This is a genomic window from Nocardiopsis akebiae (genome assembly GCF_018316795.1).
Taxonomy (GTDB): Bacteria; Actinomycetota; Actinomycetes; order Streptosporangiales; family Streptosporangiaceae; genus Nocardiopsis; species Nocardiopsis dassonvillei.
On sequence record NZ_CP074132.1, the window covers coordinates 276,391 to 291,725 of the forward strand.

At 73.5% G+C, this 15,335-nt stretch carries 17 protein-coding genes; 8 read left to right on the plus strand and 9 right to left on the minus strand.

All coding sequences use genetic code 11. The annotated features are described in order from the left end of the window. Nucleotides 1-171: 171 nt before the first annotated feature. The 6 genes from KGD83_RS01250 to KGD83_RS01275 form a co-directional block, all read right to left on the minus strand. On the minus strand, nucleotides 172-981 hold the full coding sequence (locus KGD83_RS01250; RefSeq protein WP_212642132.1) for an Asp23/Gls24 family envelope stress response protein: 810 nt from the start codon (nucleotides 979-981) through the stop codon (nucleotides 172-174). A 2-nt stretch (nucleotides 982-983) separates the two neighbouring features. Further along, the gene (locus tag KGD83_RS01255) at nucleotides 984-1,622 is read right to left on the minus strand and encodes a DUF6286 domain-containing protein (RefSeq protein ID WP_212642133.1); all 639 of its coding nucleotides are present in this window, start codon (nucleotides 1,620-1,622) and stop codon (nucleotides 984-986) included. Between the two features lie 19 nt (nucleotides 1,623-1,641). Beyond that, a complete protein-coding gene (locus KGD83_RS01260) occupies nucleotides 1,642-2,124 on the minus strand; it encodes an Asp23/Gls24 family envelope stress response protein (protein ID WP_212642134.1) in 483 nt (160 codons plus the stop codon). Continuing rightward, a complete protein-coding gene (locus KGD83_RS01265; protein WP_019609456.1) occupies nucleotides 2,121-2,306 on the minus strand; it encodes a hypothetical protein in 186 nt (61 codons plus the stop codon). Before KGD83_RS01265 ends, KGD83_RS01260 begins: the two co-directional genes overlap by 4 nt. A gap of 54 nt (nucleotides 2,307-2,360) precedes the next feature. Beyond that, nucleotides 2,361-2,855 carry an Asp23/Gls24 family envelope stress response protein gene (locus tag KGD83_RS01270; RefSeq protein ID WP_212642135.1) on the minus strand — a complete coding sequence of 165 codons (495 nt, stop codon included), beginning with the start codon at nucleotides 2,853-2,855 and terminating at the stop codon, nucleotides 2,361-2,363. A gap of 173 nt (nucleotides 2,856-3,028) precedes the next feature. After that, nucleotides 3,029-3,220: a hypothetical protein gene (locus tag KGD83_RS01275; RefSeq protein WP_212642136.1), complete on the minus strand. Its 192-nt coding sequence runs from the start codon at nucleotides 3,218-3,220 to the stop codon at nucleotides 3,029-3,031. Between the two features lie 209 nt (nucleotides 3,221-3,429). Between KGD83_RS01275 and KGD83_RS01280 the strand changes: the two genes are divergently transcribed. Together KGD83_RS01280 and KGD83_RS01285 are read left to right on the plus strand one after the other, a co-directional pair. Continuing rightward, the gene (locus tag KGD83_RS01280) at nucleotides 3,430-3,978 is read left to right on the plus strand and encodes an RNA polymerase sigma factor (RefSeq protein ID WP_212644222.1); all 549 of its coding nucleotides are present in this window, start codon (nucleotides 3,430-3,432) and stop codon (nucleotides 3,976-3,978) included. After that, the gene (locus KGD83_RS01285) at nucleotides 3,969-4,526 is read left to right on the plus strand and encodes a hypothetical protein (protein ID WP_212642137.1); all 558 of its coding nucleotides are present in this window, start codon (nucleotides 3,969-3,971) and stop codon (nucleotides 4,524-4,526) included. The genes KGD83_RS01280 and KGD83_RS01285 overlap by 10 nt, the downstream gene beginning before the upstream one ends. 17 nt (nucleotides 4,527-4,543) lie before the next feature. Here the strand turns inward: KGD83_RS01285 and KGD83_RS01290 are convergent, their stop codons facing one another. After that, a complete protein-coding gene (locus tag KGD83_RS01290; RefSeq protein ID WP_249352070.1) occupies nucleotides 4,544-4,948 on the minus strand; it encodes a hypothetical protein in 405 nt (134 codons plus the stop codon). Between the two features lie 377 nt (nucleotides 4,949-5,325). On the opposite strand from KGD83_RS01290, the gene KGD83_RS01295 reads away from it, so the two are divergent. After that, a complete protein-coding gene (locus KGD83_RS01295; RefSeq protein WP_212642138.1) occupies nucleotides 5,326-6,288 on the plus strand; it encodes an ACT domain-containing protein in 963 nt (320 codons plus the stop codon). Between the two features lie 152 nt (nucleotides 6,289-6,440). Further along, nucleotides 6,441-7,178, plus strand: coding sequence for a L,D-transpeptidase family protein (locus KGD83_RS01300; protein ID WP_212642139.1), 738 nt, complete (start codon nucleotides 6,441-6,443; stop codon nucleotides 7,176-7,178). A 33-nt stretch (nucleotides 7,179-7,211) separates the two neighbouring features. On the opposite strand, the gene KGD83_RS01305 is transcribed toward KGD83_RS01300, so the two are convergent. Continuing rightward, complete coding sequence (locus KGD83_RS01305; RefSeq protein WP_212642140.1) at nucleotides 7,212-8,756, minus strand: stealth family protein; 1,545 nt, start codon at nucleotides 8,754-8,756, stop codon at nucleotides 7,212-7,214. A gap of 415 nt (nucleotides 8,757-9,171) precedes the next feature. Here KGD83_RS01305 and KGD83_RS01310 point away from each other — a divergent pair, with 415 nt between their 5' ends. From KGD83_RS01310 to KGD83_RS01320, 3 genes are all read left to right on the plus strand, one after another. Further along, complete coding sequence (locus KGD83_RS01310; RefSeq protein ID WP_212642141.1) at nucleotides 9,172-9,930, plus strand: hypothetical protein; 759 nt, start codon at nucleotides 9,172-9,174, stop codon at nucleotides 9,928-9,930. Nucleotides 9,931-10,358: 428 nt separating this feature from the next. Further along, the gene (locus KGD83_RS01315) at nucleotides 10,359-10,772 is read left to right on the plus strand and encodes a hypothetical protein (protein WP_212642142.1); all 414 of its coding nucleotides are present in this window, start codon (nucleotides 10,359-10,361) and stop codon (nucleotides 10,770-10,772) included. Between the two features lie 473 nt (nucleotides 10,773-11,245). Beyond that, nucleotides 11,246-12,949: a choice-of-anchor I family protein gene (locus KGD83_RS01320; protein WP_212642143.1), complete on the plus strand. Its 1,704-nt coding sequence runs from the start codon at nucleotides 11,246-11,248 to the stop codon at nucleotides 12,947-12,949. Nucleotides 12,950-13,014: 65 nt separating this feature from the next. Here the strand turns inward: KGD83_RS01320 and KGD83_RS01325 are convergent, their stop codons facing one another. After that, nucleotides 13,015-14,271, minus strand: coding sequence for an FAD-binding protein (locus KGD83_RS01325; protein ID WP_212642144.1), 1,257 nt, complete (start codon nucleotides 14,269-14,271; stop codon nucleotides 13,015-13,017). A gap of 320 nt (nucleotides 14,272-14,591) precedes the next feature. Here KGD83_RS01325 and KGD83_RS01330 point away from each other — a divergent pair, with 320 nt between their 5' ends. Next, entirely contained in the window at nucleotides 14,592-15,164 is a 573-nt protein-coding gene (locus KGD83_RS01330; protein ID WP_249352071.1) for a DUF4232 domain-containing protein, read from the plus strand. Nucleotides 15,165-15,335 lie beyond the last annotated feature (171 nt).

The following is a 15,335-nucleotide window of genomic DNA, read 5'->3' on the forward strand; positions in this document are numbered from 1 at the left end:
GCGGGGTTCTCGCTCCCGCCCCCTGCGGGGGCGCGGGGCAGGTGGGCCGTCCGCGCCCGCTCCCCCTCAGCGGGGTGCGCGGGGCGGTCGGTGTTCTCGTTCACGTGTGTCCGGTGGGGCGTACGGGACCCGGCGGGATCCCGGCTTCCGTTTCCCCGCGGGGCGCACGTGTCAGGCGAGGTCCCTGCCCCCGCTGCGCCCCGAGGCCGACATGCGCACGACGGTGGGCAGCCGCTCCAGCTCCAGGGATTCGCGCAGGGAGTCGACCCCCTCGTCCCGGCAGGCGTGCCACACCTGCACGGGATCTGCGTCCTCGGTCAGCACCAGGTCGAGCCACAGGCGCGGCTCCCGCGCGGACTCGGTGAACCTCGCCCTGCCGCGCACCACGCGCGGGTGCGCGCTGAGCTGGGCGACCAGGGCTTCCCCTGCGGCGGAGGGCGACACCTCGGTCCGCCCCGCCGCCGTGTCCGCGCCCACGAGCAGCCTGCGCGGGCGGTACGCGCGGCCCTGGACCAGGAGCCAGCGCACGGCCAGCACGGTGAGCACCAGCGCGACCGCCGCGGCGGTGTGGGGTGCCCAGGGCCAGGCCAGGGCCCGTGCCACCGGTTCGAGGCCGGTCAGCGGGGCGGCGGCGGGGCCGTCGCCGAACAGGCCGCCGCCGACGGCGAGCCCGGCCGCGCCGCCGATCAGGAGCACCAGGCCGGTGAGGAACAGTCCGAGCCGGTTGCCCCGCGCGGTCCTCCTGGTGCGGCGGTGGGGGAAGCCCCGGATCGTGGACCGGGTCGGAGCGTGCCCGTGTGACGCGTCGGCGCCGGCCGTGTCGGAGGCCGCTGTGCTCGCGCCGGTCGTGCCCTGGGCGGTCCCGGCGACGCCGCCCGTGTTCGGGCCGCCCGCGTCCGTGCTGCCTGTACCCGGGCTGTCCGTCCCCGCGTCCCCCGTGCCGGACGGGTCCGGCTCCGGTGCGGATCGCTGTCCGTCCATGCTCACGCCTCCTCCCGCACCCGGACGCGGATCCTCGGCGCGCGGACCGGAGCGAGCTCCTCCAGCCTCCGGCGCACGGCCGCGTCCACGTCCCGCCTCAGCCAGTGGGCGCCGCGTACGTGCGTGCGCGCCCGCACCCGCACCGTGCGGCGGCCCACCCGCACGCGTGCTCCGCGGACACCGTCCACCCCGCGCGCCGAGACGGCGAGGAGGTCGCGCAGCGCCCGCCGGGACAGGCCCACGGCCATGTCCCGGTCGTCGGTGCGCAGGACCAGGTGGCCGCCGTACCCGGGCAGTGACGCCGCGATCAGCAGCATCAGGCCCAGGGTGGCGGCGACCCCCGAGGCCAGCATGGTCTCGGGCGCCTCCCACGGGACCGTGGCGGCGCGGGCGGCCATGCCGTCCACCGCGGGGAACGGCGCGGGCGCGCCGACCATGCTCGCGGTGATCACGGCTAGCACCAGCCCGGAGACCGCCGCCACCGAGGCGGCGACCACGACGGCGGGCAGTGACCGCCGGGGCCGGAAGACCCTCACAGCGGTCCGCCGGGCCCCGCGGTCCCCGCGCCGATCCCCGGGCGGGGGGCCGCCCGGGTCCGCGGACGCCCCGTGGGTCCGCGCCTCCTCCTGGAGGGAAGTCATCTCCGCTTCCTCCGATGGCTCAGCGCACCCGCGGCGCGGGTACGAGTTCGACGATCTCGATGTCGGTGCTGTGGACGGTCAGCCCGGTGAGGCCCTCCACCGTGGCGGCCACGTGCGCGCGGACCTCCTCGGCGGTGCGGGCGAGCGGGGAGGGGTAGGCGACGGCGATCTCCAGGCGCAGTCCCACACGGGAGCCGCCCCGGCGCACCTCGGCTCGGGCCCTGCGGCCCTCGCCCACCAGCCCGCCCAGCCGGTCGCCCAGGGGGCGGGTGGACCGGTGCTCGGCGGCGGCGGCGCACGCCAGGCGGCGGACCGCCCGGTCGGACACGACCGTGGTGCCGCGCTCCTCGGGCGGCACCCGGAGCGCGTGCCGGTCCGGCTCGGCGCCGGACCGCGCAAGCGCACCGGGCGTCCCGGCGGCCTCCGCGGCCGCCCCGGCCCCCGCGGCGTCCTCCCCGGGGGCCGGTCCGCGGCTCCCCGGGAAGGCCTCGGCGGCGCTCACAGGCGACCACCGCGCTCACGGCGCGTGAACAGCTCCGCGAGGTCGACCTCGCCCTCGTAGGCCCTGCCCGCCAGGAAGCCCGCGGCTCCCAGGACCAGCACCAGGAGGAAGGCTCCGAAGCCCCCGAAGGCGGCGGCGAGGCCGAGGACCGCCCCGAAGGCGAGTCCGACGATCGACCACATGGGTCCTCACTCCCTCACGTCGTGTCTGCCGGTGTGCCGCTGTCCGCTCCGCCGTCACCTGACCCTCGGCTCGGCGGTGGAACGGCTCTCCTCCTCGTCCGGCAGGTGGATGTCGTCCACGGTCACGTTGACCTCCGTGACCTCCAGGCCGGTCATCCGCTCCACGCCGGAGATGACGTTGCGCCGCACGACGGCCGCCAGGTCCGGGATCGAGACGCCGTACTCGACGACGAGGTTGATGTCCACCGCGGCCTGGCGCTCGCCGACCTCCACGGCCACACCGCGCGCCGCGGTGCTCGTGGAGGTGGAGCCGGGGATGCGCTCGCGGACGGCGTCGAAGGCGCGTCCGGCCCCGCCGCCCATGTGGTGGACGCCCCGGACCTCCCGGGCGGCCATACCGGCGATCTTGGCGACCACGTGGTCGGCGATCGAGGTGCGGCCGGTGTCGGTGTTCAGCTCGTGGGAGTGCTGGGCGCGCACGGGGGCGCTGCCCGCCTCGCGCAGTTCGGCGGGGGCGAGTTCACTGCTCTGGGCGCTCTTCGCGGCCATGGTCGGTTCTCCTTGTGTTCTCGGGTGTTCGGTCAGGGGTGGAGACGGGCGGCCCGCCGTGGCCGGGCCCGTCCGCCGGTCCTTCGCGCGGGGCCGTCGGGGCCGCTCTGAGCTGGACTGTCGGTCTTCCCCGGGCGGCGCCGCCGACTCCTCTTCCGGCGGTGCTGTGGCCTCTATCGCGTTCGGTCGCGAGAGGAGGCCGCGAAACGGGCCGCCGCGTCGACGACCACGTCCCGGCTGTCGCTCCGGGCGTGCTCCGGCGCGGCGTCGGGGGTGCGGGCCAGGGGCGGGGTCCCGGCCGGGACGGCCGCCTCGGCGGCGCGCATGGCGGCCGTCCTCCTGAGGCTGAACCTGATCTCTCCCATGGCGGTGCTCTCCTCGCTCGCTCGGCGCCACCCCTCGTGGCGCCGTCACAGGGAAGGACACGGGGAAGGGCCGTAGGCTCACGGCCGTTTCAGTGTGACCTGTGTCACCCCTAGTGTGGGGGAGGCGCGGGTGCGGGACTGCCGTGTTCGGCGGAAACCTGGGGTAGTTTCTCTGTGCTCGTGTACGGGGAGGGGTGGCCGCAGCGACGATGCACAGGGAAACCGCACTTCCGGAGAGCGTGCTCGTGGAGCGCGCCCAGGACGGGGACGACAGGGCTTTCGAGGACCTCGTCCGTCGGCACCAGGACGTCGTCTACCGGATCGCCCTGCGTGTGCTGCGCGATCCCGCCGACGCTCGGGACGCGGCCCAGGAGGCCCTGATCACCGCGTGGCGCAGGCTTCCCGAACTCGCCGACCCGCAGAGCTTCCCCGCCTGGCTCAACCGCATCGTGGGACGGCGCGCCCTGAACATGCTGCGGGACCGCAGGCCGGTGGAACCGGTGGAGGACGACGAACGCTTGGAGGCACGGGAACCCGGACCGGCGGGGGAGACGCTCGCGGGCGACCTGCGCGAGGCGCTGTTCGAAGCGCTGTCGGGATTGCCGCCCCCGCAACGGATCTGCTGGGTTCTGCGCGAAATGGAAGGATTGGGCTATGAAGAGATAGCGGAGATCGTCGACACGACCCCGACCGCTGTGCGTGGACGTATTCACCGCGCGCGTACCCATCTCGTGGAGGCGCTTGAGCCATGGCGGTAGACCCGTCCGACGACCACGACCGACTGCCCTGCGGAACCTCGGTGGACGCACTCCTGAGGGACCTGCTGTCCGGTCGGCTCACCGAGCACGAGACCTCCTGCGAGCACTGCGTGGCGGAGGCCGGTGAGCTGCGCCCGCTCGTCGAAGCGGTGCGCCGGGACGACGCGGAGGAGGTCACCGCTCCTCCCGGCCTGCTCACGGACGTCATGCGCGTGGTGCGCGCCGAGCGCCGATCCGAGGGGACGATCGTCCTGAGCGGCTCCGGCCCCGGCGGCACCGAGGTCCGGGAGTCGGCCGTGGCGGCCATGCTCCGGACCTCCGTCGAGTCCGTCCCGGGGGTCGTGGTCGGCCGCTGCCGCGTCGAGCAGACCCGCGAGGGCCTCTCCGTCCGGGCCACGGCGCGTGTCGCCGTCGGCTTCCCCATCCCGGACGCCGCCGACGCCGCCCGGAGCGCTATGCGCTCCCTGGCCGAACAGCGGCTCGGCCTGCCGGTCGCCCGCCTGGACATCGATGTCGTCGACCTGGACGACCCGGCCCGGGGCGGGTGAGGCCGTGACCGGTGCGCCTACTCCTCCGCTGCGAGGCGGAGGCCGGGCACGCCGTCGGCGGGGCGGACTCCGTCGTCGCACAGCGCCAGCCAGTCGCCTCGCGCGGGAACGAGCGCGAGCACGACGACGGTCAGCCCCATGGACATGAGCAGCGCGGACGCGAGCATCGTCTCGGGAGTCGCCCAGAGCTCCTCGTGGCCGTGGGTGTCGAACCAGATCCACGCGTGGTGGTGCAGCGGTCCGCCCGCCAGGGTGGTGGCGATCTCGGCGGTCGCCAGGAGGGCCACCAGGGAGGCGACGGCCCCGGTGACCAGGAGCGGCAGCGGGGACCGGGCGCGCAGTGTGCGCACCGGCGCCCCGGAGCCGCTCGTCGTTCGCGGGTGCGGATCGCGGGCCCTGTTCTGCGGTCCGGTCCTGGTCACGTCGCGCTCCATGTGTTCCGTGTGCTCCATGCGTCTGTGGACGGAAGGCGTCCAACGGGAGGATGTCGTCATGGGGAGGACACGCCGGTGCCGTTCCACCTCACGGTAGAAGCGCTGTGCGACACGGCACATTCCTTGTGCGCGGAGCCGGGCCGACCGGCGTTCTCGCTGATCGGGCGGGCTTCCTGAGAGCTTCGCGGCCTCGGGAACGCCGGTGCGGCAGCCGTTTCCCGGTCCCGCCGGGAGGCGTCCGCCTCCGGGCGCGTCCGCTTGCGGAACGCGCGCGTCCCGCAGAAGTGGCCATTGTCACTCTCCGTTGTTACCGGTCCTTCACGCAGGGGCGAACGGGCGCAACGTCGCCCTGGGATCTTCGGTCCATGGACGTTTCCGAAGGACAGCACGGAACCGACGACCACCGCCACGGCTTCTTCGGCCGCGAGGCACTCGACCTGGGCACCCTGCTCCTCGCCGCCGGTGCGGCGCACCTGGTGGTGCTCTCCCTCGGGCACAGCGACACGGGCGTCCGCGTCCTGATCACCGTGGGACTGCTGCTGCTCGCGGTCTCCGCGGTTCACCGGTGGCGACGCCACAAGGCCGCGTCCGCTCCCCGGCCGCCCCGGGACCCGGGGGAGGTGAACGCGTCCGGGAGCGCAGGGGCGCCCGCGAACACCGGATCGGCCGATGGCCGAGGACCCTTCCGGAACCACCGCCCGGCCGGACTGCCCGACGGGGAGGGGATCGAGGCTCCGGCGGGCGGGGAACCGCTGCGCTCCCCGTCCGACGACCTGCTGTGGAGCGTCCGCGCGACGGTCGCGGACGTGCCCGGCGGCCTGGCCGCGCTCACCGCGCGGTTCGCCGCCCTCGGGATCGACATCCGGCTCATGCAGGTGCACCCTTCGGGGGCGGACGCCGTGGACGAGTTCTTCGTCAGCGCTCCCGCGCACGTGGGAGAGGGCGACATGTACACCGCCGTACGGGCGGCGGGCGGACGCGACGCCGCCGTGCGCCGCGCCGACGTCCACGAGCTCAGCGACACCACCAGCCGCACGCTCTCCCTGGTCAGCGCCCTGGTCACCGGGGCGACCACGCTGGAGCGCTCGCTGCTGTCCCTGGCCTCGGCGCGGGCCGTGGAGCACACCGCCGAACCGCCCGCCGGAACGGCCCGCGAGGACCTGTCCGGCACGGTCATGACCCTTCCGGCGCCCGACGGCGGTGTCCTGACCGTCCGCCGGGAGGTCATCCCCTTCACCGCCGTGGAGTTCGCCCGGTGCCGGGCCCTGGCCCACGTCGCCTCGTCCCTGCACGCGCGTTCGCACAGCCCGGACCCCGGAGGGCGCTGAACCCGGTCGGGCGCCGCCCGCCGTCGCGGCGGACGCGCGGTCCGGGAAACCGCCTGCGCGTCCGCGCACGTCCGCCCGCACACGAGGGCGGAAGTCGTCCACAAGTCCCGCGCGGCGGGGAGAACCGCGCGCCGGATGGGTAAGGAGGACGTATGGCAACCCCCCGTTTCCTCCCGACACAGCACCCGAAACAGACCCTCCTCCTGGCCGTGGCCGCGGCGTTCGCCCTGCTCCTTGGGGCCGTCGTGGCGGCTCCGTCCGCGCACGCCGCACCGGCCTCGGTCAGCACCGGACCGGAACTGCGCCAGGGCAGCTCCGGGGCCGGGGTGAGCGCCGTCCAGGAGCGCCTCGCCGAACTGGGCTACTGGATCGACGGCGTGGACGGCCAGTTCGGCTTCCACACCGAGCAGGCCGTCGTGGCGCTCCAGAAGGCCGCCGGTATCGCCCGCGACGGCGTCGTGGGCCCGGCCACCCGCGCCGCCCTCGCCGAGGGCGTGCTCCCCGAGGCCCAGAGCACCTCCGGCGACCTGTTGGAGATCGACCTGGACCGGCAGCTGCTGCTGGTGGTCTCCGGCGGCGAGGTGGAGCGAGTCCTCAACACCTCCACGGGATCCGGCCAGCCCTACGAGTCCTCGGACGGCACCGAGCGGATCGCCACCACCCCGACCGGCACCTACACCGTCTTCCGCGAGGTCGACGCCTGGGACCCCGGTCCCTACGGTGCGCTCTACAGACCGAAGTACTTCAACGGCGGCATCGCCGTGCACGGGTACCCGGTCGTCCCGGCCCAGCCCGCCTCCCACGGATGCGCCCGGGTGAGCCTGGCCGCGATGGACTGGCTCTGGGAGAGCGGCAACATCGACGTGCACACCACCGTCCTGGTGCGCTGACCCGGGGCGGCCCGGCCGCGGCCGGGCCGCCCCTCACTTCTCGAAGCTGCTTCTGAAGGGGAAGTAGTCGCCCAGGAACTCCTCGACGTGCCTCTCGGCCGCCTCGTCCGGTTCCGTGGTGTCGTTCACGCAGAAGGTGTCGAAGTCGCGCTGGGCCAGCAGCGCCCCGGTCCGGTGCCGCACCGCGCCCGGGTCGGCCAGGTTGAGGTAGGTGTAGCGCAGCCCGCCCATCACCGCCCTGCCCGTCAACAGCGCGTAGTAGTGGTGCAGGGACGAGGGCACGGAGTGGTCCTCCGGGTGGCGGAACCGCGACGCCGCGGTCCGCGCGAAGACCTCGGGGAACCTCCCCTCCAGTTCCCGGACCACCGACCGGCGCTGCGGGATGGGCGTGTGCTTGAACTTGGACACGGGCACCCTGCCGAAGTGCCTCTCCAGCAGCGCGCCGTTGCGCTTGGCGGCGGCGTCCACGGGCTGGTCCTCCCCGCTGACCTCGCCCAGGCCGAAGCGGTACGGGGAGGGGTTCAGCTTCACGAGCCCGTTGGAGTGGAAGAAGAGGGAGGGGGACACGGGCCGACCGAAGAACACGTCGTCGTTGAGGTACAGGTAGTGCTCGGCCAGGCCCTCGACGCGGTGCAGCTGCGACTCGATGGCGTGAGAGTTGAACACCGGCAGGACCGACGGGTCGGCGAAGATCTCCGTGTGGTCCACCACCCGTACCCGTGGATGGCCGGTGTCCAGCCACGGCGGCGTCTGGCCGTCGGTGACGATGTAGACGCTGCGCACGAAGGGGGCGAACATCTCCAGCGAACGCAGGGAGTAGAGGAGTTCGTTCCGGCTGGTGTAGCGGGAGTCGGAGGCGGAGTTCGGGTTGGCCGGGGCGTCCGCCCCGAGGTGGGCGTCGCGCCTGGCCCGCCACGCCTCGTCGGCCCCGTCGACCCAGGTGTAGACGGCGTCGATCGGGAAGGTGAGGTCGGTGGCCAGTTCCCAGGTGAAGGCGTCCAGGGTGGGATGGGTCCGGTCGCCGACCCTGACCTCGGCGGACTTCCGGCCCTTGCCGGGGATCACCTCGCTCACCGGGTTGGGCTGCGGGGCGATGAGCGACTCCCGCAGGACGTGTTCGGGCGCCACGACCCGGAGCCGGTCCAGCCTCTCCTCGTGGTCGGGGGAGGCCAGGAACCGTTCGCCCTCCTGCCAGAACTCCACGGTGAAGCCGTGGGCGGGGCCGACGACCGCGGGGCCCCGGCCGCCGACGACGTGCTCCCCGAGCCGGATCACCGGAGCGCGGCGGAGCCGGCGCAGCCGGAACGGGGACAGGGGCCGGTACCCGGCCGGAGTCCTCACGTACGAGCCGCGGAGGCTGTAGCGGGAGGCGAGGACCGCGAGGACCTCGGCCCTGTCCTGCTCGGACACGGCGACCGAGCGGTGGTACACGCCGTTGGACCGGGAGAGGAAGTAGTCGATCCCCCGTTCACGCAGGAGGTCGGCGAAGCGGTTCGTCCGCCGGGCGACGGAGTCCTCGATGTCGAAGGGGCCGGACCAGCGCCGTGCGAGCACGGGTTCGCGCCGGTAGGTCGACACGGTGAGTTCCGGGTCCCTCCTCCGGTGCCTCCATGAGACGGGGAGGAAGAGCGCCTTCCTGACCGGGAGCGGAACCATTCTCCTGAGTATTCGCCTGGCCCTCCGAAAATAGTAGGGAACATTCCACATGGGGTGATCCATCCCGTTGTCATCTTCCGGTTCCTGTTCTGGTCCTTGCGGGTGCGGGTCCCCGACTTTCGTCGCGGGGGGTGCTTCTCCTGCTCGCGTCCTTGCCGGAGCAGGGGCGGGCGTTCTCGGCCGTCTCCGGAAAAGTACTGAACCGTTCAACTACCCGAAAGCTGTGCTTTCCATGGGTGTAACTTTCCGGGGTAGGAAGTGCCTGGTCGTCGTGCCTCCTGGGCGGGGCCGCGGCGCCCACGACAGACGTGCCGTCCGTGAACGGGAGATCCCGGGAATGCCCTTCCGCGTCGCCACGGAGCCGGGCTCCCCCGGCCGACCCAACGAGGACTTCGCCGCGGCGACCGCGACCAGCGCGGTCCTCCTGGACGGGGCGAGCGCGCCCCGGGACCTGGAGACGGGCTGCTCCCACGGGGTGGCCTGGTACACCCGGCGGCTCGGCGCCCTGCTGCTGGCCGGGGCCGACGCGGGGCTCCCCCTGCGAGAGGCCCTCGCCGAGGCGATCGCGACGGCCTCCGCCCTGCACGCGCACACCTGCGACCTGGCCAACCAGGAGAGCCCGTCCGCCACGGCCGTGGTGGTCAGGGCCGGCTCCGACGCGCTGGAGTACCTGGTGCTGTCCGACTCCGTGCTGCTGGTGGAGGGCGTGGACGGGCTGCACGTGCTCACCGACACCCGCCTGGACGGCCTCAGGGCCGACCTGGCCCGCCGGGGGAGCCCCTGGGACGCCATCCGCGCGTACCGCAACGTTCCCGGGGGTTTCTGGACGGCGGGAGCCCATCCGCGGGCGGCTGAGGAGGCGCTGTCCGGAACCCTGCCCCTCGGGCGCTTCACCGCCATGACCGACGGGGCGAGCCGGGTGGTGGACCTCTTCGGGGATCTGGATTGGGGCCAGGCGTTCTCCCTGGTTTCGGACAGGGGACCGCGCGCCCTGCTGGACCGGGTGCGCGAACTGGAGGCCGCCGACCCCGACCGGCTGCGTCATCCGCGCGGCAAGGGGAGCGACGACGCCACCGTGCTGGAGTGGACACCGTGACCCTGGTTATGGTCATGCTTAAATTTCGTATTCGGACAAAATAATCTGGTGAACCAGGGAGCTTGCCCCCTGACGTCCCAGGTGGTCGCGTTTCAGGCACCGCCGCCATGGGGGACGTTTTGCCCGGTGCTCCAGATGACCTTTGTTGTCCTTTGCGGTAAAAGCACACAACAGTGGGATCGACGGCGGCGACGTCACACCCGGGGGAGACCAACGCCTCTCCGAAACCGTGCCGCCAGGCGCTTTCGCGTTCCGTGTTCATCCGGTAGGTTTCTCCGTAACCGAAGCGTCGGAGTTCTCCCCACAACAGCTGGTATCCGACCTTCGTCGTTCTCTCCATCCCCCCGCTCGCGTGCGCGCCGAACAGGCGCGGCGCGTACGAGAGAACCCCTCATGACGTCGATTTCGACCGGTGAAAAGGAGAAGGTGTGACCACCACGGGCGTCCTCGAACCCACCGGACCGAACCGGTCCCTCGGTCGCACCAGCTGGCTCGACCGGGTCCTCACCGCCCCCAGCTCCGCCGTGGAGCGCCACCCGACCGTCCGCGCCCTGGACGGCTACGAGGGCCGCCCCAACCCCCTGGACGCCGAGACGCCCGCGGAGTTCCTGCTGGTCATGCGCCGCTACCTGGTCTGGGCGGGCGACTGGTCCTACCTGGAGCTGGAGTACCTGTGCGGGGGAGCGGTGCGGGCGACCACCTTCCGGGACGTCCTGGAGGGGACCCAGCTGCCCCGGTACGTGTTCCTGATGGCCTTCGTGACCGCCTGCGCCGGTGAGGACGCCGCTGAGCGCCAGCGCTGGACGACCGCCTGGCACAGGCTCCGGTCGGCCGGTCACTGAGTTCTCCCAGGACTTTCCCTCCGGCTATTCCCGGTGACCCCGCGGCGTCCGCCGCCGGGGCCCGACACCCGCCGAACCCCCGCCGCCCCCTTTTCCCGTGCCGTTCGGACATGTGCCCGCGGCGGTTTTCCGCGGATTTCTCCGGTGCGCCGGTGCGTCAATGCACCGATTTGGCGCCATGCGCGTGGAATTTCCACAGGTAGGGCGGCGTAAAGCACATTCCCGTGACCGGTAGGGTCGCCGGAGGACGGCCGCCGTCACGGCGCTGGTACGCGAGCGCCCGGTTCTCCGTCCGACCGGGACGCCCGTGCCCGAAGCCGAGGCCCCTTCCACCGGGCCCCGCCGCCTCGGACCGGCCGCCACCCGCCTTCACCCCCGCGCCACCGGGCGTTCAGCCCGATCTCGTCCGCCCCTGGTTGGCTTCGGCGCGGGCGTGACCGCGCCCATTCCCCCGGAGCCCCCAGGAAGCACGTATGCGCAAGACCACGGCGGCCGCGGTTTCCCTCGCCGTCGCCCTCACCGGTACGGCGGCCCCCGCACACGCGGAGCGGCAGGAGCCCCGCGAGGGCGGGCGCGACGGCGTCGAACTGTCCGTCCTCGGCAGCTACCGCACCGGCTCCTTCGACGAGGCGGCGGCGGAGATCGTCGCCCACGACCCGCGCACCCAGCGCCTGTACGTGGTCAACGCCCTGGCCGCCACGGTGGAGGTCCTCGACGTCTCCGACCCCGCGGCCCCCGCCAAGCTGTTCGACCTGCGCACACCCGGGGTCGAGGCGGCCGACGGCTCGGTGGTGCCGGAGGGCGCGGTCGCCAACTCCGTGGCGGTCCACGGCGACACCGTGGCCGTGGCGGTGGAGGCCCCCGACCGCACCGACGACGGCTGGGTGGTCTTCTACGGCACCGACGGCACCGCGCTCAACGCGGTCCGGGTCGGCGCCCTGCCGGACATGGCCGCCTTCACGCCCGAGGGCAGGCTGCTGCTGGTGGCCAACGAGGGGGAGCCCGCCGACGACTACTCGGCCGACCCCGAGGGCTCGGTGAGCGTCGTCCGCGTGAACCGCAGGCCCGCCGCCGTCACCCAGGACGACGTCCGCACCGCCGACTTCCGTGCCTGGGACGGGGAACGGGAGCTGCCCTCGGGGGTGCGGGTGTTCGGGCCGGACCTGTCCACCGGCGAACCGGGCACACCGGGCCGGGTGGCGCGCAACCTGGAGCCGGAGTACATCTCCGCGGACACCGCCCACAGCGCACAGGTGGTGCTCCAGGAGGCCAACGCCGTCGCGCTGCTGGACCTGCGCACCGCCGAGTTCACCGACATCGTGCCCCTGGGCCTCAAGGACCACATGGCGCCCGGCAACGAGCTGGACGTGTCGAACCGGGACGACGGCGTCCGCATCGCCAACTGGCCGGTGTACGGCATGTACCAGCCCGACGGGTTCGACACCTACCGCTGGCGCGGCCAGACCCTGCTGGTCACCGCCAACGAGGGCGACACCCGCGACTGGGACGGCTACTCCGAGGAGACGCGCCTGGCCGACCTGGCCGAGCAGACCCCGCTGTGCGAGGACTCCCCGCGCCTCCGGGAGTTCCTGGCCGACAACGACCTGGGCGTCGACGGCACCGGGGAACTGCTCGACGAGGCCAACATGGGCAGGCTGACGGTCACCGCCGCCGAGGGCCTGCGCGAGGACGGCAGCTGCTACGAGGACGTGTACGCGTTCGGCGGACGCTCGTTCTCGATCTTCACCGCCGGGGGTGAGCTCCTCTTCGACTCCGGGTCGGACTTCGAGCGGATCACCGCCGAGGCCGAGCCGGAGTCCTTCAACTCCGACCACGCGGAGAACGCCTTCGACAACCGCAGCGACGACAAGGGCCCCGAGCCCGAGGGTGTCGTGCTCGGCGAGGTGGCGGGCCGCACCTACGCGTTCGTGGGACTGGAACGGGTGAGCGGCGTGATGGTCTACGACGTCACCGATCCGCGGGAGGCGTCCTTCGTGCAGTACCTGAACAACCGCGACTTCACCGCCGAGCCCGGCACCGGCGAGGCGGGCGACCTGGGCGCGGAGGGCTTGGCCTTCATCAGCGCCTCGGACTCGCCGATCCGGGGCGTGCCGGTGCTGGCCGTGGCCAACGAGGTGTCCGGCTCGACCACCCTGTACCGGGTCGACCCGGCCTGACCGCGCTCTCCCGCCGGGCCGCCTCACAGGGCCCCGCGAGGCGGCCCGGCGCCCCCGGCCCCGCCTCACCCGCGGGGGAAGAGCGCGTCGGTGAAGGCGTTGCGGAACTTGCCGTCCGGGTCGAGCGCGCGTGCGAGGCGTGCGAAGTCCGCCGCGCGCTCGTACCGGGCGGTGACGTCGGCCGGGGCCATCGCGGTCAGCTTGCCCCAGTGCGGGCGGGCGCCAAGCGGCAGGAGGCGCTCCTCCACGGCCGCCAGGACCGGCGCCACGGCCCGCGGGTCCGGCAGCCACGTGAAGTGGAAGGTGACGCAGTCACGGCCGTGGGCGGGGCTCAGCCACAGGTCGTCCGCGCGGACCGTGCGCACCTCCGCGACGTACAGCGCCGGGGCCAGCAGGTGCCCGATCCCGCGCAGGGCCGCGAACGCGGCGCCCGCGGCCTCGCGCGGCACGTAGAACTCTGACTGCAGCTCCTTGCCCGCGCTCGGCTCCAGCTCGGGGCGAAAGTGCGGGAGCCGCTCGTGCCAGGGGCCGACGACCCCCATCTGCTCGGTGCTGGGTTCCGGAGGCATCCCCGGGACGGGGTGCACCGGTCCGGACGCGGGCCGACCGCCCCGCCAGTCGCCCTCGGGGCGGTCGGTGCGGTGCTTGAGCCACACGGAGCCCTCCCCGAGCCAGTCGGTGAACAGGCTGACGCTGTAGGCCGCGCCGAACACGTCGTCGACGCGGTCGGCCACCTCGTCCAGGGCCACCCCGACGCGGACCCGCTGGGCCACCGTGAACGCCGGTTCGATCTCCAGGGAGAGCCGGGTGACGACGCCCAGCGCGCCCAGCGCGACCACCGCGCCGGGGAAGACCTCCGGGTCCGCGTCGCGGCTCAGCCAGGCCAGGTCGCCGTCGGGTCCCAGGAGCTGCACCGCCCGCACGGCGGCGGACAGGCAGCGCTGGCCGTCCCCGGACCCGTGGGTGCCGGTAGCGCACGAGCCCGCGACCGAGATGTGCGGCAGCGAGGCCAGGTTCGCCAGCGCGAACCCCCGCCCGTGCAGCGCGGTGACCAGTTCGGCGTAGCGGGTACCGGCGGTGACGGTGACGGTCCGGCCCTCGGCGTCGGTCTCCGCCTCCGCGGGCAGCCCGTCCAGGCGCACCAGGTCGGCGTCGGAGTCGGCGACGAGGTTGAAGGAGTGGCCGCTGCCCAGCGCGCGGATCCGCGCGCTGTCGCGGACGACGCGGCGCAGTTCGTCCACCGTCCTGGGCCGGTGGACCCGCGGGCTGGCGAAGGTCACGTTGCCCGCCCAGTTGGTGGTCCGCGCGTGCGGTGCTGGCATGGGGCGCTCCGTGGGTGGGACGAGCGGCGTACGGCCCCGGCTTGCCGGGCGCCGCCACGGCAGGCGGCTTCCCGGAGGATAGCCGGGCGGCCCTCCTAGCGGTTCGCCCGGGTCTCGCGGCGCCGGGTGCCGGTCTCCGCCGGAGGAGGCGCGCCGGAGCGTCCCGTAGCGGCCTGTCGGCACCGCATCGGTAAACGTTGTTTAAAACGCTTCCGGGAGAGAACGACACAGAGGGAATCGGCGTCACACCATCACCAATCGGTCATGGACCGACGCCGACAGAAGGAACACACGCAACACGGGATGAGGGGATGTTCACCATGACGAGCGCGTTTCGCATCGGTCCGGTCCGAACCGCGGCCCTGGGCGCGGTGTCGCTGCCCGCCCTCCTGCTCGCGTCCGCGCCCGCGGTCGCCGGAACCGCCGACTCCGATGCGGGCGCCATGAGCGTCCGCGACTGCACGGCGGCGGACTTCGAGGTGGCCGAGACGGCGCGCGAGGGCGCGGCCGGTACCGTCCACATCGAGTTCGAGCTTGTCAAGCAGGAACCGCTCAGCCCCGAGGACGACGTGGCGTGCACCATGTACCCCTCCCTCGCGAGCATGTACTGGGGCCAGCCCGACGGCAACCTCATCGGGGCCGAAGCGGAGATCCAGGGGCAGGACGGCAGCGTCTTCGCGCTGTACCCGGGCGACGCGGCCACGGTGACCGTGTCCCGCCCCAACCCGGAGGTCTACGACCCCGAGGAGTGCGAACCCATCGAGGCGGCCGGGGCCCACCTGTTCCTCCAGAACGACGAGGGCTCCGCCTACGTGCCCACGGACGGAAACGACCGCGTCTGCGTCAACCCGGACCTGGGCGCGTCCACCGTCTCCGAGATCACCCCGGCCTGATCCGGCCCGGTGCGGCCCGGCCCCCGCGGGCCGGGCCGCGCGGTTCTCCTGCGTCAGGCCCCGGCCTCGCGCCCTGTCGGAGCAGGCACGAGGCACGCCGAACCGCACACCAGAACCCCGTCGCCCCCGGCTCCGTGTCCGCGCGTGCGCCCCGGCGATACCGGCGTACGG